Source organism: Flavicella sp. IMCC45537 (genome assembly GCF_057197705.1).
In genome coordinates, this window is the sequence record NZ_CM170067.1 from 2308473 (window position 1) to 2328703 (window position 20231).

The 20231-nt window shown below is 34.7% G+C and carries 13 protein-coding genes; 9 read left to right on the top strand and 4 right to left on the bottom strand.

All coding sequences use genetic code 11. From position 1 onward, the window contains the following. Positions 1–108 precede the first annotated feature (108 nt). Positions 109–1383 carry a serine--tRNA ligase gene (gene serS / locus AC2DGP_RS09515; protein ID WP_484489823.1) on the bottom strand — a complete coding sequence of 425 codons (1275 nt, stop codon included), beginning with the start codon at positions 1381–1383 and terminating at the stop codon, positions 109–111. A gap of 113 nt (positions 1384–1496) precedes the next feature. Beyond that, complete coding sequence (locus AC2DGP_RS09520) at positions 1497–2423, bottom strand: bifunctional riboflavin kinase/FAD synthetase (RefSeq protein WP_484489824.1); 927 nt, start codon at positions 2421–2423, stop codon at positions 1497–1499. Positions 2424–2601: 178 nt separating this feature from the next. Here AC2DGP_RS09520 and AC2DGP_RS09525 point away from each other — a divergent pair, with 178 nt between their 5' ends. The 4 genes from AC2DGP_RS09525 to AC2DGP_RS09540 all read left to right on the top strand — a co-directional run bounded on the left by AC2DGP_RS09525 (position 2602) and on the right by AC2DGP_RS09540 (position 11162). Then, the gene (locus tag AC2DGP_RS09525; RefSeq protein ID WP_484489825.1) at positions 2602–5931 is read left to right on the top strand and encodes a reprolysin-like metallopeptidase; all 3330 of its coding nucleotides are present in this window, start codon (positions 2602–2604) and stop codon (positions 5929–5931) included. Between the two features lie 102 nt (positions 5932–6033). Continuing rightward, positions 6034–8934: a TonB-dependent receptor gene (locus AC2DGP_RS09530; protein ID WP_484489826.1), complete on the top strand. Its 2901-nt coding sequence runs from the start codon at positions 6034–6036 to the stop codon at positions 8932–8934. A gap of 333 nt (positions 8935–9267) precedes the next feature. Continuing rightward, the gene (gene atpD / locus AC2DGP_RS09535; RefSeq protein ID WP_484489827.1) at positions 9268–10779 is read left to right on the top strand and encodes a F0F1 ATP synthase subunit beta; all 1512 of its coding nucleotides are present in this window, start codon (positions 9268–9270) and stop codon (positions 10777–10779) included. 89 nt (positions 10780–10868) lie between these two features. Beyond that, complete coding sequence (locus tag AC2DGP_RS09540) at positions 10869–11162, top strand: FoF1 ATP synthase subunit delta/epsilon (protein WP_484489828.1); 294 nt, start codon at positions 10869–10871, stop codon at positions 11160–11162. A gap of 56 nt (positions 11163–11218) precedes the next feature. On the opposite strand, the gene AC2DGP_RS09545 is transcribed toward AC2DGP_RS09540, so the two are convergent. Both AC2DGP_RS09545 and AC2DGP_RS09550 read right to left on the bottom strand, forming a co-directional pair. Further along, positions 11219–12838, bottom strand: coding sequence for a DUF1501 domain-containing protein (locus AC2DGP_RS09545; protein ID WP_484489829.1), 1620 nt, complete (start codon positions 12836–12838; stop codon positions 11219–11221). Positions 12839–12849: 11 nt separating this feature from the next. After that, positions 12850–14553, bottom strand: a complete 1704-nt coding sequence (locus AC2DGP_RS09550; RefSeq protein WP_484489830.1) for a DUF1800 domain-containing protein — start codon at positions 14551–14553, stop codon at positions 12850–12852. 221 nt (positions 14554–14774) lie between these two features. Between AC2DGP_RS09550 and AC2DGP_RS09555 the strand changes: the two genes are divergently transcribed. The 5 genes from AC2DGP_RS09555 to recA all read left to right on the top strand — a co-directional run bounded on the left by AC2DGP_RS09555 (position 14775) and on the right by recA (position 20105). Continuing rightward, a complete protein-coding gene (locus AC2DGP_RS09555; protein WP_484489831.1) occupies positions 14775–15899 on the top strand; it encodes an aminotransferase class I/II-fold pyridoxal phosphate-dependent enzyme in 1125 nt (374 codons plus the stop codon). Position 15900: 1 nt separating this feature from the next. Further along, a complete protein-coding gene (gene bioD, locus AC2DGP_RS09560) occupies positions 15901–16518 on the top strand; it encodes a dethiobiotin synthase (RefSeq protein ID WP_484489832.1) in 618 nt (205 codons plus the stop codon). Positions 16519–16587: 69 nt separating this feature from the next. Beyond that, the gene (gene bioA / locus AC2DGP_RS09565) at positions 16588–17853 is read left to right on the top strand and encodes an adenosylmethionine--8-amino-7-oxononanoate transaminase (RefSeq protein WP_484489833.1); all 1266 of its coding nucleotides are present in this window, start codon (positions 16588–16590) and stop codon (positions 17851–17853) included. A gap of 206 nt (positions 17854–18059) precedes the next feature. After that, positions 18060–18983, top strand: a complete 924-nt coding sequence (locus AC2DGP_RS09570) for a T9SS type A sorting domain-containing protein (protein WP_484489834.1) — start codon at positions 18060–18062, stop codon at positions 18981–18983. A gap of 111 nt (positions 18984–19094) precedes the next feature. Beyond that, positions 19095–20105 carry a recombinase RecA gene (gene recA, locus AC2DGP_RS09575; protein WP_300323799.1) on the top strand — a complete coding sequence of 337 codons (1011 nt, stop codon included), beginning with the start codon at positions 19095–19097 and terminating at the stop codon, positions 20103–20105. Positions 20106–20231 lie beyond the last annotated feature (126 nt).

Here is a 20231-nt window from a genome sequence, read left to right on the forward strand (position 1 = left end):
GAATAATATTGCTACCCAATTAGAATAGAATAGGTTTAACAGAACCCAATTTAAATGCAAAAAGCCCTTTACAAGTTGTAAAGGGCTTTTTTCGTATTACTTTATTTTTTAATTGATCATATCAAAACCTGTATAAGGAACCAATACTTCTGGTATTTTTATCCCTTCAGGAGTTTGATTATTCTCTAACAAAGAAGCCAAAACTCTTGGCAATGCCAAAGCACTTCCGTTTAAAGTATGTGCCAATTGCTTTTTCCCTTCTTCATTTTTGTATCTCAATTTCAAACGATTTGCCTGAAATGTTTCAAAATTAGAAACAGAACTAATTTCTAACCATTTTCCTTGTGACGTTGAGTAAGCTTCAAAGTCATATGTCAATGCTGATGTAAAACCTAAATCTCCTCCGCATAGTTTTAAAATTCTATATGGCAGTCCTAGATCACGCAACAAACCTTGCACATGCTCAACCATACCATCCAATGCTTTATATGAATTCTCTGGTTTTTCTATTCTAACAATTTCTACCTTGTCAAACTGATGCAATCTATTCAAACCACGAACATGTGCTCCATAAGATCCTGCTTCTCTTCTAAAACATGGAGAATATGCTGTATTTAAAACAGGAAATTCCTCTGATTTTAAAATCACATCTCTATAAATATTCGTCACAGGAACCTCCCCTGTAGGAATCAAATACAAATCATCTTTAGCATCATGATACATTTGTCCTTCTTTATCCGGTAATTGACCCGTTGCAATACCAGAAGCTTCATTTACCAAATAAGGTGGCTGAACTTCTTGGTATCCAGCTTCCGAATTTTTATCCAAAAAGTAGTTAATCAATGCACGTTGCAATCTAGCTCCTTTACCCTTATACACAGGAAAACCAGCCGCTGTAATTTTATTACCCAATTCAAAATCGATAATATCATATTTCTTAACGAGTTCCCAATGCGGTAAAGCTCCTTCATGAAGCGTTGGAATTTCTCCTTCTTCAAAAACAGTTTCATTATCTTCCTCACTAGTTCCGGCAGGTACGATTCCATTAGGAACATTCGGAATTGTATATAGCAATTCTTGTAAAGAAACATTTACAGCTGCTAACTTGTCTGTCAATGCTTTTGACTCTTCTTTTAAAGCACCTGTTTTTTCTTTTAATGCATTTGCTTTTTGAGGCTCACCAGACTTAAATAAAATTCCAATTTCCTTGGATATTTTATTAGACTCAGCCAAAATGGCATCCAATGCTGCTTGTGTAGATTTCCTATCTTCATCTGCCTGTAATACAGCATCTATAGTACTTTCAGCATTTTTAAAGTTACGTTTTGCCAATCCGGCTAATACCGTTTCTTTATTGTCTTTTATGTAGTGAACTTGTAACATTTTATCATCTATTTTAAAAAGGCAAATTTATAAAAATAGATTTTCAAAAAGCCCATAAAAACAGAATAGTTTAAGCTATACTACAGAGTGCTACTCTTCATAGAGTACAGCTCTTAATTTTCTATCAGCTCTAATGATTTCTTTTTATCCAAAGCAAGTTGCTCCTTTAAAGCTTCAATTGATTGAAATTTTTGTTCTTCTCTTAAAAACTCAATTAATTTAATTTGCAAATTTTGCTCATATAAGTCACCTTCAAAATCAAAAAAATGAGTTTCTATAGTTTGAGACTCTCCCTGAACGGTTGGCCTCACGCCAATATTCATCATCCCGTAAAACTCCTGTTGATTGATTATAGACTTTACCAAATAAACTCCTTTTTTGGGAATGAGTTTGTAAGATTCCTTAATCTCTAAATTAGCTGTTGGATACCCTATAGTATTCCCCAACCTTTTACCGGACACAACTTTTCCTGAAAGTGTAAAACAATGTCCTAAATATTTTGATACTTTTTGTATTTCTCCTTCAGCCAAAGCTCTTCGGATTTTGGTAGAGCTAACAGAAATTGCATTGATATCTTGTGCTGGAATTTCTTGTACTAAAAAATCGTACATCTCTCCATACTCTTCTAATTGCTCAAAATCACCTTCTCTATTTCTACCAAAACGATGATCATACCCTATAACCAGCTGCGCAGTATTTAAATGATTTACTAAAATATCCCTCACAAAATCAAAAGCAGTTAATCTAGAAAAATCTTTATCAAAAGGATGAATGATTAAATAATCTAATCCTGTTTTTTCTAAAATTTCAATACGCTCTTCAATAGTATTGATCAACTTAATACTATTATCTTTTTGCAGCACCATTCTAGGGTGTGGAAAAAAAGTAAGCAATACAGAATTGGCATTATTTTTTTTCGCCGTTGCTACCAACTGAGCTATAATTTCTTGATGACCAATATGCACACCATCAAAAGTCCCAATGGTTACAATAGATTTTTTGGTTTCGGTAAAATTCTTGTAATTTTCAATTACTTTCAACGGGACAAAATTAAATTTTAGTACAGCTGCAAATTTACACCCATTTTTTATTTAACTTCAAAAATCCTCCTTTTTTTTAAAAATTCAATGAGGTTTTAACAATTAGAATTCAACTTCTATCAATTTTATCTACAACTCTAATTTATTTTAAATAAGTTTGTGATACAAGCACTTTTTTATGGACAATATTACTAATCAACTCAAATACTTTATTTTACTGTCTTTTTTTGCAACCTCGTTCGGGTTTTCTCAAAATGAAGATTTATGGACAGAAGAATCCTCTACGAGTCTATTATTGTTTCAAAAAAATGCAAAAATCACCCAATTAGAAAAAGAAAAAATTTACAGACTGGATATAGATCGTTTAAAAACACTTCTAAAAAACACAAAGCTTGCAAAGAAAATAAATAAATCCAATCTAGAAATTCCTTTCCCAAATAAACAAGGAGCACTTACAACATATACCATTACAGAAGTTTCAACCTTGGCTCCAGAACTTCAAAAAAAATATCCAAATATAAAATCTTACTTAGGAGTCTCAAAAAACACTCCTAACAACACCATTAGATTTAGTGTTAGTAATATTGGATTGCACTCTATGAAATTAAGAGAAAATGGAAATACTGAATTTATTGACCCTTATACTAAAGATGCGTTAACTTATAAAGTGTATGACAAAAACGATATTGATTTTGACAACATGAATTATGAGTGTAAAGTAACTGATGAAGCTACCTCCATTGCTAAAAACAAAAAAAACTCCGAACAAAAAACAAGCGCCAATGATGGTAAATCAAGAATTTTCAGACTAGCGCTATCTTGTACTGGTGAATATGCTCAATACCACTTGACAGACCAAGGAATCCCAGTTTCTGCAACAGACACAGAAAAGAAAGAAGCCATACTTGCTGCCATGAATGTTTCCATGACACGGATCAACGGAGTTTTTGAAAAAGAACTTGCACTAACCATGCAATTGGTTGCAAACAATGACGATTTGATTTTTCTAGATCCAGAAACAGATGGATACACAAGTTCTGATGACACTATAATGATTGAGGAAGTTCAAAGCAAATGTGATGTTATTATTGGTTCTGCTAATTATGATATCGGACATTTATTCAATACCGGGTTTTCTGGCTTAGCTGAATTAGCATCTCCATGTACTAGTAAAAAAGCACAAGGTGTTTCCGGTAGAACCCCTGCTAAAGGAGATTCTTTTGATATTGATTTTGTAGCGCATGAAATGGGACATCAATTTGGAGCAACACATACATTCAATAATTCTTGTGGTGGTAATATTTCTAATAGCAGTTCCGTAGAACCCGGAAGTGGCTCAACTATCATGGGGTATGCAGGTATTTGTAGCCCTAATGTGCAAAGTAACAGCAATGACTATTTTCATGGAATTAGTTTAGAACAGATGTATAATAATATTGTATTTGGAAACAGTACTTGTGCACAACAGAATGACATTACAGAAGCAGCACCTACCGCAAATGCAGGATTAAATTACAACATCCCTGCTTCCACTCCATTTGTACTAACAGGTACCGGAACTTCTGGTACAGGAGCGCTTCATTATACTTGGGAGCAAATGGATAAAGAAACTGCGCAAATGCCTCCTCAAGCAGATAGCAGCACGGGTCCTTTATTTAGATCTTTAGAAGGAAGTACTACTGCTGAAAGATATTTCCCTGCTATAGAAACTGTTTTAACAGGTAGCACAGGTACAACCTGGGAACAGCTACCTTCTGTTTCTAGAAATTTAAAATTCAGATTAACTACAAGAGATAATGGATCTCCCTATGGTCAATTTGATACCGATGACATTACAATCACTGTAGAAAACACAAACGCATCTTTTGCGGTTACTTCTCACACCACTACAGAAACTCTTTACGCAGGTGAATCTACTAATGTTACCTGGGAAGTGGCAGACACTAATTTAACGCCAATTAATGCGGATTTTGTAAACATCCTAATTTCAGAAGACGGAGGAATGACATTTCCAATTACAGCAGCTTCCAACGTATTGAACAATGGAAGTCATAATATTATTATCCCTCAGGTTTCTACATCAAATGCAAGAATAAAAGTAGAAGCTGTAGATAATATTTTCTATAACATCAATGCCACAGACCTCATAATAGAATCTTCCAAGTTTATCATGAGTCTTACTGAAAGTTCTATAAAAACTTGTGCGCCAAACGATGCCGTATATTCTTTTGAATACAATACATTCCAAGGTTTTAATGGAACAACCACTTTTTCAATGTCCAATCTACCAGAAGGAACTTCTGCTACATTTTCTCCAGAAACAGCGACTACAGATGGTACTATGGTTGAAGTGACTATATCAAATACATCCAACGAACTCGTCGGAACCTACCAACCACAGCTTACGGGTACTGCAACTACAGAGACCAATACAGTAGAATTATCACTTACAATTGATACTGAGATCACCACAGTTCCTTATTTACAATACCCTCAGAACAATATTACTAGCTTAGAAACAGCGATAGAGTTTACCTGGACCAAAGAAACGCAATTCAATGCTTACTATATTGAAATAGCTACAGATTTAGACTTCACCAATATTATTGAGTCTAGCAACACCGATTTAAAAAAATATGCTGCAAACAACCTAGTTGAAAACAACACTTATTATTGGAGAGTAAGAGAGACCAACAGCTGTAACACGGGTACTTTTTCTCAAATTTATAAATTTACCACCGGAACTATTGAAGAATTTAATTTCACCAACAATAAAACCATATCTATTCCTGATAATACTCCAGATGGAATCACCTCAGAAATAAATATTACCGACAATATTTACATATCAGAAGTTCTTGTTACGATTGATATATCACACACTTATGTGGGCGATCTTGAGATTTATTTAACAAATCCTGATAACGAAAAGGTATTACTTGTAACACATAGTGACGACGAAGGAACCAACTATGATAATACTATTTTTAACGACAATGCCTCGATTTCAATAACTCAAGGAACCGCTCCATACACAGGCTCTTATAGACCTTTGGAACCTCTATCTTTATTTTCAAAAAAACAAAGTCTGGGGATCTGGACCTTAAGTATTTCCGACAATGCCGCTGATGATGAAGGAACTTTAAACGATTGGAAAATAACAATCAATGGAATTGACCAAAATGCATTAAGCTCAGGAAACTTCCCTGAGGATGATTCTCCTGCTGCCGTTAAAGCATTTTCTCCTAATGGAGATGGAATCAATGATTATTGGACCATAGAAAACATAAACACAACAAATTTTGAGCATCCAACCTTACCAAACGCAAATGTGAGAATATTTAATTTACAAGGACAAATAATATTCTCTTCCAGCAATTACAAAAATGATTGGGATGGAACAGGAAACAACGGTTCTAAACTTCCTATTGGGACCTATATTTATGAGATTAGCTTTTCTGATCCAAAGTTCAAAACACAAAAAGGTTGGCTTTATCTGAAATACTAAACACCTCATTTAAGCCTATTCAAACGACAAGGAATATGATTGGTTAGTTTTTTTTTGTGAAAAAAAATTGTATTTTCATAGAAACTAACCAACTATACACCTATGAAAAACCATTTATTGATTATTTCGTTCGTTCTTTTTAGTGCTGTTTCATTTGCTCAAACTACCCTTTCGGGTAAAGTAATTGATTCAAAAACAAATGAACCTATCCCAGGAGCCAGTGTCACAATAAAAGGCACTACAATCGGAACTTCTACCGATTTTGATGGAAATTTTACTTTAGAAACAAGTAAAACACCACCTTTTATACTACAAGCAAGTAGTGTTGGTTTTAACAAAGAGACTAAAACCATTAATGCTAGCAGCCAATCAATCAATTTTAACCTGCACGAAGGAACTGTTCTTGATGAAGTAGTTGTTTCTGCTTCCAGGACACCTGAGAGAATTTTTGAATCTCCGGTGACTATTGAGAGAATGGGAATCAAAGAGATCCAAAACACTTCTTCAGCATCTTACTACGACGGACTTGAAAACTTGAAAGGAGTTGATGTCAATACAAGTAGTTTAACTTTTAAATCGGTTAATACAAGAGGGTTTGCTGCTTTCTCAAATACACGTTTCTTACAACTGGTAGACGGAATGGATAATGCCTCTCCTGCTTTGAACTTCCCTGTAGGAAATTTATTGGGAATTTCAGAATTAGACATACAAGGTGTTGAATTGCTTCCAGGTGCTTCTTCTGCCTTATACGGAGCCAATGCCTTTAACGGTATCTTATTTATGAATAGTAAAAACCCTTTTGACCACGAAGGAGTCAGTGCTTATTTAAAATCTGGTGTAACCATTCAAGAAGCCAACGGAACCAATGAATTTATAGATGCCGGTGTAAGAGTTGCGAAAAAGTTCAACGATAAATTTGCTGCAAAAGCAACGCTTTCCTTTTTAGACGGAACTGACTGGGCTGCCACCGATTACAAACAATATGTTGACCAGGGAGCAGGGAAACCAGATCAAATAATCCCAGAAATAACAGGTCCTGCATTTGACCAGGCAAATGTATATGGTGATGAAGTTCAAGCAAATATCAACGAAGTTGCACAAGTTTTAGAGTCTCAAGGACTAATTCCAGGTGGTGCTTCAAATTTAGTACCATCAGAAGATGTGAGTAGAACAGGTTATAGAGAAACAGATTTAACTGACTATAAAGCGAGAAGTTTCAAAGCGGATGTTGGACTGTATTACAGACCTACGGGTGGCGATTTAGAAATCAGTTACAATGGAAAATATGGAACCGGTAATACTGTTTATCAAGGAGCCAATAGATACTACCTTAAAAACTTTGTGATGCAACAACATAAATTAGAGGTACGTAACAATCATTTCTTTTGGAGAGCGTATATGACCGCAGAAGATGCCGGAGATTCTTATGACATGTTTTTTACCGGGGTAAACATGAACAAAGGAAATGCAGAGCCTTGGTTTGGAACTTATACCGGAGCATATTTACAAGCAGTTCAAGGGGGAGCAACTTCTGAGCAAGCCCATGGTATTGCAAGAACATCTGCTGATGCACTTTTAACCCCTCAACCAGGAACTCCTGAATTTGAGGAATTATTCAACAAAACAATTTCTGACGGAGATTTAAATACTGGATCAAAATTTGTAGATAAATCAAAAATCTACCATTCAGATATCAATTACAATTTTAAAGACAAAATTTCTTTCGCAGAAATCCAATTGGGAGGATCGGCAAGAAGGTATTCCTTAAACTCTAGCGGAACTATTTTTACAGATGCAGATGGTCCAATCGACTATGATGAATTTGGAGCTTATGTACAAGGACAAAAATGGCTGGCTGAGGAAAAATTAAAACTAACCGCCTCTGTACGTTATGATAAATCACAAAATTTTGATGGATTTTTCTCTCCTAGAGTATCGTTGGTTTACAATGCCGATGAAGCAAAAAAACACAATTTCAGAATCTCATACCAAACTGGATTTAGAAACCCAACCACACAAGATCAATATATTGGACTTGATTTAGGACGCGCGATTCTAGTGGGATCTGCACCAGACAATTTAGATCGATATGAATCTAGACCTAAAGAAGTTAGTGATAATGGGGCAGCTCTTCCAGGAGTACCAGACTCTGTAACTCTTTCCGGTCGCGACGCCTATGAAAACTCATTCACACTAAATTCCTTAACTATCTTTGGTGACGAAGTAGAAAAAACGGTTATCGAAAGCGGTGGGGCAATTACACCTGAACAAGCAGCTGCACTTCATGCAGGATTATTAGAACAATCACAAGTCGACTTTGTCAAACCAGAACAAGTAACTGCTTTTGAATTGGGATACCGTGGTGTTGTTAAAAAATGGGTAATCGACTTTAGTACTTATTATAATATATACAAAAACTTCATTGGGAATAAAACTGTTGTAACTCCATTTTATGGAGATGTTTCTACAATAGATCCAGATAACGTCGCTACTGACCCAAATACACAATATTTATTAGCCGCTATTGGAAACGAGGATTACCAAGCATTTCAAACCTATACCAATTCCAAAGCAGACATCTCTTCTTACGGAGCCGCAATTGGTTTGAGTACAAAAGTTTTTGGAAACTATGATCTAGGTTTCAATTATACTTGGGCTAAATTTGATTTTGACCAAAGCACGGATCCAGATTATGAAGCAGGGTTTAACACCCCAGAACATAAGGTAAAAGTTTCTTTCGGGAACAATAACATTGGACATAATGTTGGATTCCGATTGGATGCTAGATGGAACGATGCCTATTTGTGGGAATCTACATTTATAGACGCTATATTACCAGCAAGAACTACGGTGGATGCACAGGTAACATATGCTATGCCAAAAGTTAAATCCGTTCTAAAAATTGGAGCAGCCAATTTATTAGGACATGAATACCAAAGTGCTCCTGGAGCGGGTACCATAGGAAGTCAAGTTTATGCATCTTGGACTGTTCGAGGATTCTAAAAACAACCAGAAAATCAAGCAGAAAAAACCACCTTCAAAAAAAGGTGGTTTTTTATTGCAAAAATGATTTCAAAAAAAACTAAAATTCTTTTTGAATAAAACCTACACAGCAAACATTTGAAAGAAGTCTAAATCTTCAATAGATCACTAAATACAAGGCTATTAAGCATTCCATTTAACTTTATAAAAATCGTTTTAAAAAAAATACTTTTTGGGACTATAAAAAACCCAAAAACATATTTTTATTTCAAATTAAAACTTCTATATTTGCACCCTGAAAAACGAGGTAAAACTCACATAGAAAAATAGAACTAACAATTAATAGTTACAACAATGTCTAAATTAACAGGTAAAGTTGCTCAAATTATTGGACCAGTAATTGATGTCGCATTTACAACAGGAGAAGGTCTTCCAAAAATTTTCGATTCATTAGAAATCGCAAGGGATAACGGATCTAAACTAGTTTTAGAGGTAGAACAGCACATCGGTGAAGATACTGTAAGATGTATCGCAATGGATTCAACAGATGGTTTGAGTAGAGGTGTAGAAGCAGTTGCTACTGGAAGCCCAATTAAAGTGCCAGTAGGTGATAACATCTACGGTCGTTTATTCAATGTAAATGGAGATCCTATTGATGGGTTACAATCTTTACCAAAGGACGGAGATAAGGGGATGTCTATTCACCGTGATGCTCCTAAATTTGAAGACTTGTCTGTATCTACAGAAGTTTTATTTACAGGAATTAAAGTAATTGACTTAATTGAGCCTTACTCAAAAGGAGGTAAAATTGGATTATTTGGTGGAGCCGGAGTAGGTAAAACTGTATTGATCCAAGAGTTGATCAACAATATTGCAAAAGGACATGGTGGACTTTCTGTATTCGCAGGAGTAGGAGAAAGAACACGTGAAGGAAATGACTTGATGCGTGAAATGATTGAAGCTGGAATTATCCAATACGGAGAAGAATTTGAGCATTCAATGGAAGAAGGTGGATGGGATCTTGAAAAGATCGACCACGAGAAAATGAAAGATTCTAAAGTAACTTTCGTATTCGGACAAATGAATGAGCCACCTGGAGCACGTGCACGTGTTGCCTTATCTGGTTTGACTATTGCTGAATATTTCCGTGATGGAGCTGGAGACCCTACACAAGGTAAAGATGTATTATTCTTCGTAGATAACATTTTCCGTTTTACACAAGCAGGATCTGAGGTATCTGCCTTATTAGGACGTATGCCTTCTGCCGTAGGTTACCAACCAACATTGGCAACTGAGATGGGAGCTATGCAAGAGCGTATTACTTCTACAAAAACTGGTTCTATTACATCTGTACAAGCGGTATACGTACCAGCGGATGATTTAACGGATCCAGCACCGGCAACTACATTTGCCCATTTAGATGCAACTACGGTATTATCTCGTAAGATTTCTGAGTTAGGTATTTACCCAGCGGTAGATCCATTGGATTCTACTTCTCGTATCTTAACAGAAGAAATTTTAGGAAAAGAACACTATGACTGTGCTCAAAATGTAAAAGAATTATTACAACGTTACAAAGAATTGCAAGATATTATTGCAATCTTAGGTATGGAGGAGTTATCTGAAGATGATAAATTAATCGTACACAGAGCACGTCGTGCACAACGTTTCTTATCTCAACCTTTCCATGTTGCTGAGCAATTTACAGGAATCCCAGGTGTATTGGTAGATATCAAAGACACTATCAAAGGATTTAACATGATTATGAATGGTGAATTAGACAAATACCCTGAAGCTGCATTTAACCTAAGAGGTTCTATCCAAGACGCAATTGACGCTGGAGAGAAAATGTTAGCTGAAGCTTAAAAATAAGTTTTGAGTTCTTAGTCTTTAATTTGAGTTTTTAACAACCCCTATTAAAGACTAAGAACTAAAAACGAAAAACTAAAGAAAATATGTTTTTAGAAATAGTATCACCAGAAGCTACGATTTTTAGCGACCAAGTTGACTCTGTATCTGTTCCAGGTGTAGATGGTAACTTTCAAATGTTAGAAAATCACGCTGCAATTGTATCTGTTTTACAAGAAGGAATTGTAAAAGTTCACGTTCATACTAAGGAGCATTTAGAATTTGACCAATTAAGTGGTCTTTTTGAAACTCATATAGATGATGATAAAATTCTTACACTAAAGATTACTTCAGGTACTGTTGAAATGAAAGACAACAAAGTAGTTATCTTAGTAGGCTAATTACTTTTCAAATAAAAAAAAACTCCGAGTATTAATTTACTCGGAGTTTTTTTTGTTTATACCTTAACCAAGCGCTGCTTCGCCATGGTTTTATTAAAACTATCCTTTATTGCTAAAATATAATGACCTGCTTCAAAATTACGCATGTCAATCGAAGGCAAAATATTAACCCCAAAATCAAAATCGTAAGGCATCGTAAAAGTTACAGCTCCAGAGATATTATATAACACTAAATAACCCCTGTAAGACATCTTACTATCATATTTCAACACAAAATTTTCTTGAACCGGATTTGGATAAACGGTCATTTGATTTTTCGGTACCTGAATGCGATCTGTACTCAAAGCCTTTTGACTTGCTCCAATAAGATCTAATTTTTTATCTCCATCATATTCAGAAAATTCAGTTCCAGAAATTACATCACTAGAGGCCCCGAGGAAATCTCCTATTAAGGTTGTAAACACTTGCCTATAATCATGCTGCATCTGACCTTCGTCAAAATGTTTCACTATCGAAGAAAGATCTAAATTGGTTCCAGTAACACCCGGATTCACAGCACTACCTATCACAAACATAGGCCCTAAATTCCCATGATCCGTACCAAAATTCCCATTTTCTAAAGGCTTCCTACCAAACTCGGTAAATGTAGCAGAAACAACCTTTTCATCAATACCCATAGCCTCTATATCATCATGAAATGCCTTTACTGAATCACCCAATTCTTTTAACAATTCAGCATGCTCACCAGTATGGCTACTTCCAGATTCTACTTGATTAGCATGCGTATCATAACCATTTGCTGTAACTAAAAATATTTTTGTCTTTGAGCCACCTTTAATCATTCTGGCCACTGTTTTCAATTGATCTGCCAAGTCATAATCCGGATATACAACAGAACTATTGCTACCTGCATCAAAAACCTCACTTATTCTTTCTGAATAAGAATTGGTTGCTGCTTCGGTTTGTGAAATAAAACTAATATTGTCTCCAAATTCTGAATTTGGAATAGCACTTGGCTCTGGATTTCCTATATTCGAAATCACACTATAATAACCCGAAACATCTTGACCTGTTAAATTAACATCCACTTTATGCTCATGTTCTGAATGAAAACCTAATGATGGCTTTTTACTTCCTAATTGAATCCCTAACGGATCACTATAATCTTGATAATTATATCCTGAATGCAAATAGCGAGCCATCCAACCAGAGGTTTTGTTTGCATTTTCAACCGTTCCATCTCCCCCATTCAACATCAATGCACGCGCAGCAAAATGTGATTTATTAATTACTGGATACCCAACACTATTGATAACATTTAACTTACCTGCATCATATAAACTTTTAAAGCCTGTTAACGCAGGATGTAAAAGCATTTGATCTTCTAAAGGCAGTGTGCTATCTAAATTAATAGCAGCATTGACACCAGAATTGGCTAACTTTAAAGTAGGTCGTAAATTTGCATAATCGTCGTATTGATCCAACGGAATCAAGGTATTCAATCCATCATTACCTCCTAACAACTGAATCATCACTAAAGATCTTCCTTCAATGATGGCTGCCGGGATATTATTTAATAGTGCAGTTTTGGAAAACGCACTTACTTTGTGGCCATTTAAAATTAATGCACTTGCAGAACTTAAAGCCGATAGTTGTAAAAATTTTCTTCTTTTCATGTTCTGAAATTTTAATTATTTTGAAATTCTTGTGCCCATGTCAATGCTCTAAACAATGGTTTTAAGACACTTTCAACCCCAGCATTATTTCCTGAGTTTTTGTATATATTCCATTCGTCCGCCCACATTTGAGGAGTTGTTTCACCCCCCTCTAATAGAATATCATTTACAAAATAATTCAACCTATCCGCATCAATAGCCTCTGGAAACATAATCTCAACCAATTCAGTAACCAACGTAGTAGGATTGAAAGGATCGCTTACAGTATTTTCTACAAAAGTGGTTACATAAAATGTAGTTTTGGTTTTCCCAGCATTCAACAATATATCAGCCATATTATAACGTGGAATTATTGTGGAAGAATTGAACCAAAATTTATCAAAATCTGGACTTTCATAATTAGGCGGAAATCCTGCCACTGATGGTGGAAAAAAAGGATTTTGACTTGCTGGTTCCAAAATTGACAAAACAATCTGCCAATAATAAAAATTTAGATAATGATGTTGCCCATGCGTAATTGGATCCGGTACAGGGTAATCCGTTATTGTTAACGTTTGCAATACCAAGTCTAAGGGAGATTTTATCAATCCTCCAATAATTTCGTCCGTACTGTTTGCATCATCAAGATCGTAAAAATGCTTACTCAACAACAATTGATCTATCACTTCTTGCAAATTATAATTCGCCCTAAACGTAACCGCTAAAGGCTCAATAATATCACTTTCTATTTCAGTAGTTATGGTTCTGGACACGAAAAAACGATATAGTTTTCGACAAATAAATTTAGCCGTTTCATCTTTGCTTAATATCAAATCGATGAACTCTCTGAGCTCTGCCTCCATCCTAGCATCCTTTTGCTCATTGGTAGTTCCTGATTTGTCCCAAGCTTCAATTACATAATTATCAAAACGATGACTGAATTCTTTTCTATCATAATCATGCTGCCATCTAGAAGGATACCCACAAGGAATATCACCAAATTCAGCGCCATTTGTTACTCGATATCTATCTTTATCCGGATCTTTTGCAGTATTTACGTAATAATATTTCCAACCGGTTAAAACTCTTGCAGCCTCTTCAACATCACTTTCTGTATAATTTGTGTAATCTCCAACACCTGCTTGAGCCCCTTTCCCAATAGTAAACAATTCCAACAATTCACGAGCATAATTCTCATTTGGGTTGTCTACAGTATTTTGGTTGTTATTCAAATAATTCAACATCTGGGGATTCTTAGTCATCTGAAAAATAAATTCCCTCCAATCGCCTAAACAATGTCTCTCTAACAAATGTAAATAATCATAAAACGTACCATACTGGCCATTTAAATTCGCACTAGCGGCAGTAAAATCAGTATATAAAAAATAGGCCATTTTTGATCGATAGGAAGTATCTCTTTTCGCTTCATCCAACCACCATCCGACAACAAAATACCTAAGTTTTGAACCTCCACTCCCATTGTTTACATTCACAGCTCCATAGGTCGGATCATCATCGATCCAAGGAGATGGCTGTGTTAATTCTCCATCTACATAATGAATAGGTTGTGTTAAATTTTTATCAGGAATGATTGCTAGTTTCGCAATTGCCTGTGCAGGAGTATAAGCACTAAATTCATCTATTCTGTCTTTAGAAATATTGAATGTAGCCCTTCTTAGTAAATGTTTGGCTAATCTTTTACCAAGGGTACCTGTATAAGGGGTTAATGATGCCATTGTTTTATTTTTTGATTAAGTTTATATACACACTCTTCAGAACTTGGTTAATAGTCTCAAATAGTGATTCTTACAAATTTACAAAATTATTACAAAGTGTTATAACACAAATGTGATATTCACTATAACAAATAGTTTTTATCAGTTTATTTTTAAAAATTTATATTCTAAAAAAGTTCATTAATTTCGCAGTGTATTTTGAAATATACAAATGTCTAAATATGTCTATTTTCCCTAATCATCTTGAGAAAAAACTAAACGAAAGAATAAACAACAATTCGTTTCGTGTTCTTACAAACGACAAAAATAAAATTGATTTTTCTTCAAATGACTATTTGGGATTTTCTCAAAACATAGCAATTAGTAAAAAATCAAATGAGCTGTGTAATTCTCAAATCTTTAAAAATGGAAGTACCGGCTCTAGACTCGTTTCAGGTACACATGACATTCATCTAGAAACTGAAAACCTTATTGCTGATTTTCATAATGCTGAAAGTGGCTTGTTATTCAACTCTGGTTATGATGCTAATATTGGTTTGTTCTCTTGTATTGCACAAAAAGGAGATACCATAATTTTTGATGAATTAATTCATGCGTCTATAAGAGATGGCATTCGGTTAAGTAATGCTAAATCATTTAAATTCAAGCATAACAACACAGAAGATCTCGAAAAAAAAATTAAAAAAGCTGAGGGAACTGTTTATATAGCAATTGAAACCATCTATTCTATGGATGGTGATAGCGCACCTCTCCAATCAATTGTAAATTTATGCAACCATTATCAATGCCTCTTAATTGTAGACGAAGCCCATTCTAATGGTGTTTTTGGAGAACAAGGAAAAGGAACTGTGCAACAATTAGGATTGGAGCATCAAATTTTTGCAAGAGTTCATACTTTTGGAAAAGCTCTAGGTTGTCATGGAGCTATAATTCTTGGCAGCAATGAGTTAAGAAACTATTTGATAAATTTTTCTAGATCTTTTATTTATACAACCGCAGCAGCTGCTCATAGTATTGCAACCATACAAGCTGCATATCTAGAATTACAAACCACACCCGAATTAAAAAAATTACAAGGCAATATCGCCTATTTCAAAAAAGGAGTTTCTGAAAAAAAATTAGACGCTAAATTTGTTGCAAGCAACAGTGCTATACATTGTTGTATTATTCCGGGCAATGACATTGTAAAAGCATTTGCTCAAAAACTGCAACAAAACGAATTTGATATTAAAGCCATTCTTTCACCTACTGTTTCAAAAGGTCAAGAAAGATTAAGAATCTGCATCCATAGCTATAATACACAGCAAGAAATAGATGCATTATTAACAGCGTTAGCAACTTTATAACATGAAAAAAATATTTATCACCGGAATTTCAACAGAGGTAGGAAAAACTGTAGCCTCTGCAATTGTTACAGAAGCCTTAAAGGCAGATTATTGGAAACCAATACAAGCTGGTGAATTGGATTATTCTGACACACACAAAGTAAAAAACTTAATATCCAATACGATTTCTAAATTTCATAAAAACAGCTATGCCCTGGAAACTCCAATGAGTCCCCATGCCGCAGCTGCAATTGAAAATATCAATATCAAACTGAGCAATATCAACTGTCCATCTACAGAGAACACTCTTGTAATTGAGGGTGCTGGTGGATTATTAGTCCCATTAAATGACACTCATACCATCCTTGATATCATACAACCAAACTACAAAGTAATTTTGGTTTCTCGTCATTATTTAGGTAGCATCAATCATACATTACTGTCCGTAAAAATGCTACAAGAAAAAGGCTTTGAGGTTTCCATAATCTTCAGTGGTTCAGAGAACAAAGAAACAGAATCTATCATCTTAAAAATGACAGGGGCTAATGTTATTGGTAGGATTGATGAAGAACAAACTATTGATCAGGCTACAACGCTTAAGTATGCAAATTTATTCAGAGAAAACCTCTTAAAGTTATAATTAAAAAACCTAAGCCTCACTTACATTATAGAATTGTACATTTGAATTTTCTTAAGAAATAGCACTAAAATGAACTTACAAGAACGTGACCAAAAACATTTGTGGCATCCACTAACACAACACAAACTACACCCAAATCATTTGGCAATAGTAAAAGCCAAGGGTGCATTGCTTTATGATGAAGATGGCAATACTTATATTGACGGAATCGCCTCTTGGTATACTTGTATGTATGGTCATTGTAATGAATACATCATCAATAAAGTTACAACCCAATTAGGAACATTAGATCAAGTTGTTTTTAGCGGATTTACACATCCGCCTGCTGTTGAAATGTCAGAAAAACTAATGAGTATTTTACCTAAAAATCAACAGAAAATATTTTTTTCAGACAATGGATCTACTTCTGTTGATGTGGCCATTAAAATGGCACTTCAATTTCATTTCAACCAAGGTGAAAAACGAAATAGAATCATTGCCCTAGAAGATGCTTTTCACGGAGACACTTTTGGATCGATGTCCGTATCCGGACTTTCTGTTTACAATGGTCCGTTTGAAGATTTCTTATTAACGATAGATCGTATTGAAGTACCCAAACAAGAAAACTTCGATAAAGTTAAAGAAAGTTTTACTCAATTGATTGCTACCGGTGAAATTGCTGCGTTTATTTTTGAACCACTTGTACAAGGTGCAGCTGCCATGAAAATGTACCCTGCAGCATTATTGAGTGATTTGATTGCAATTGCACAGCAAAAAAACGTTGTGTGTATTGCAGACGAAGTAATGACCGGATTTGGAAAAACTGGAAAATATTTTGCCTCAGACTATTTAGAAAACAAACCAGATGTTATGTGTTTGTCTAAATCACTTACGGGAGGAATTGTACCGATGGCGCTCACTACCTGTTCTCAAAAAGTGTATGATGCTTTTTATGATAATGAGATTTCTAAAGGTTTTTTTCATGGACATACCTACTCTGCTAATCCGCTTGGTTGCACCGCAATTTCAGCAGGAATTGATCTTCTTATTTCTAAAGAAATGAAAGAGAACAGTATTAGAATTCAAGAGAAACATGCTGCATTTAATGAAAAGATAAAGAATCATCCAAGGGTAAAAACTACAAGACAAACAGGGGTCATATTTGCCTTAGATTTGAATATTGAGATGCAACGTTATGGAAATCTAAGAGATCAACTATTTAATTTTTTCATGAAAAATGGAGTTTGTTTGCGTCCTTTAGGAAACACAATCTATATTTTACCTCCCTTTATTACTACAAATAAAGAATTAGAAAAAATTTATACGGTGATTGAAAGTGTACTAGAAACCTTCTAAATTAACCTATGTTAATACACAGGTTTTACTAAATTCTCTGCGCCAATTTTTCTTTTTAAAAAAACCTTTCTTAACTTAAATAAGCTATGAAAGGAATTCTTATTCCTCTAATGAAAATTTCAAATTACTATCTTGAGATAGTAATTTGACACGTGCAACCACAAGGTTTTCACATAGCTTTTTAAATGACAACTAAAATAAATGCTATGAGAAAACAATTATCAATTTTACTGATTTTAACAACACAACTTATTTCTTTTGCCCAAGTGCAAAACAATTCTATCTCCGAATCCGGAGATATTGTTATTGTTGCTTATCATGATAATCCTGATGGATTTTCATTTTTACTTTTAGACGACTGCCCTAACAACACTACCATTAAATTTATCGATGAAGAATGGACAGGTAACTCTTTTGCATCAACAACTACGGAAGGGGAAGTAACCTGGGTAAACAGCACTGGAGAAATCATATCTCAAGGGACAGTCGTTCATATAGAAAATGCAAATGACAACAGTCCTGGTATACAGGCTTCCATTGGAACTGCTACAGAAAGCGATGGGGGCTTCTCTTTAGATTTAACCGATGATGAAATAATTGCAATCACTGGAACAAGAGCTTCTTATGGAACATTCTTAAGTTACTTTGGTGATTCAGACTCACCCGGGAGTACTTTATCCGGAACAACACTAGTAGATGGCGAGAAAGCTATCTATCAACCAACTGTTACGGAGGGATATTATAACGGTCCCGACACTTGCAGCAATTTAAGTATTTCAGATTGCGCCAAACAATTCACCAATATCTCCAACTGGAATTTCGGAAGCTACAACTACCCTGAAGATGTTATTGGTACTATTCAAATTTCAGGGGTCTTAAAATCAGATTACACAAAGGATTCTATCAACTTCTCTATATACCCAAACCCTGTGCAAAATTATCTATCTATTAGAAGTAAAGGGATAATTTATGCAATTTCTATTTATGATATCATGGGGCAGTTGGTCTTTTCACAAACGACTAGTGAAACTGAAATAAGTATAAAACTATCACACTTGCCAAGAGGCTATTATATCTTAAAAACTGATACAGAACATAAAAATTTCATTTATAAATTTCAAAAAAAATAGTTTTTTTAAAATTGTTGAAAACTCCTTTTCGAAGGCTCATTTCGAAGGAAAAAAACATAATATTTTTACTATTTTTACTTTCTAATTATAAATTTCAGAAGCGAAGCAAATATGGCAAATGATACTAAAGAAAAAGATGCTAAATTAAAAGCATTACAAATGACCCTTGATAAGTTAGACAAAACTTATGGTAAGGGAGCTGTTATGAAAATGGGTGATGTTGCTCATGTAGATGTGGAATCTATATCTTCTGGATCTTTAGGATTGGATCTTGCTTTAGGAGTAGGTGGATACCCAAAAGGTAGAATTATTGAAATTTACGGACCAGAATCTTCTGGTAAAACAACACTTACAATCCATGCAATCGCAGAAGCTCAAAAAGCTGGAGGGATTGCTGCATTTATTGATGCAGAACATGCCTTTGATAGATATTATGCAGAAAACCTAGGTGTTGATATTGACAACTTAATTATCTCTCAACCTGACAATGGAGAACAAGCTTTAGAAATTGCTGAAAACCTGATCCGCTCTGGTGCAATTGACATCGTTGTAATTGACTCTGTTGCTGCATTAACTCCTAAAAGTGAAATTGAAGGAGAAATGGGAGATTCTAAAATGGGATTACATGCACGTTTGATGTCTCAAGCTTTGCGTAAATTAACAGGTACCATTTCTAAAACGAACTGTACTGTTATTTTCATTAACCAGTTGCGTGAAAAAATTGGTGTTATGTTCGGAAACCCAGAAACAACAACTGGTGGTAATGCCTTAAAATTTTATGCATCGGTACGTTTAGATATCCGTAGAAGAACTCAAATTAAAGATGGAGACCAAGTAATTGGAAACAGTACCAAAGTAAAAGTGGTGAAAAATAAAGTTGCCCCTCCTTTCCAACAAGCAGAATTTGATATTATGTACGGAAAAGGTGTATCTAAAGTTGGTGAGATTTTAGATATCGGGGTAAATTATGGAATTATCAAAAAGAGTGGTTCTTGGTTTAGCTATGGAGATACAAAATTAGGACAGGGTCGTGATGCAGTTAAAAACTTAATCAAAGACAACCCAGAATTAGCAGAAGAATTGGAAGCAAAAATCAAAGAAGCAATCGAAAATCAAGAATAGATTTTAATCGCTTTAACGATAAAAGAAAAAGAGGAAATGCAATTGTGTTTCCTCTTTTTTTTTATGTTTAAAAACATATTTTTAATTTAACCTTTGAAACTATTTATATAATATATTTGTTAAAAA

Coding starts and splice junctions, on each gene's coding strand:
- recA (WP_300323799.1), top strand. CDS start 19,095: ATGGCAAATGATACTAAAGAAAAAGATGCTAAATTAAAAGCATTACAA.
- AC2DGP_RS09555 (WP_484489831.1), top strand. CDS start 14,775: ATGTCTATTTTCCCTAATCATCTTGAGAAAAAACTAAACGAAAGAATA.
- serS (WP_484489823.1), bottom strand. CDS start 1,383: ATGTTACAAGTTCACTACATAAAAGACAATAAAGAAACGGTATTAGCC.
- AC2DGP_RS09570 (WP_484489834.1), top strand. CDS start 18,060: ATGAGAAAACAATTATCAATTTTACTGATTTTAACAACACAACTTATT.
- AC2DGP_RS09530 (WP_484489826.1), top strand. CDS start 6,034: ATGAAAAACCATTTATTGATTATTTCGTTCGTTCTTTTTAGTGCTGTT.
- AC2DGP_RS09550 (WP_484489830.1), bottom strand. CDS start 14,553: ATGGCATCATTAACCCCTTATACAGGTACCCTTGGTAAAAGATTAGCC.
- atpD (WP_484489827.1), top strand. CDS start 9,268: ATGTCTAAATTAACAGGTAAAGTTGCTCAAATTATTGGACCAGTAATT.
- AC2DGP_RS09540 (WP_484489828.1), top strand. CDS start 10,869: ATGTTTTTAGAAATAGTATCACCAGAAGCTACGATTTTTAGCGACCAA.
- AC2DGP_RS09525 (WP_484489825.1), top strand. CDS start 2,602: ATGGACAATATTACTAATCAACTCAAATACTTTATTTTACTGTCTTTT.
- bioD (WP_484489832.1), top strand. CDS start 15,901: ATGAAAAAAATATTTATCACCGGAATTTCAACAGAGGTAGGAAAAACT.
- AC2DGP_RS09545 (WP_484489829.1), bottom strand. CDS start 12,838: ATGAAAAGAAGAAAATTTTTACAACTATCGGCTTTAAGTTCTGCAAGT.
- bioA (WP_484489833.1), top strand. CDS start 16,588: ATGAACTTACAAGAACGTGACCAAAAACATTTGTGGCATCCACTAACA.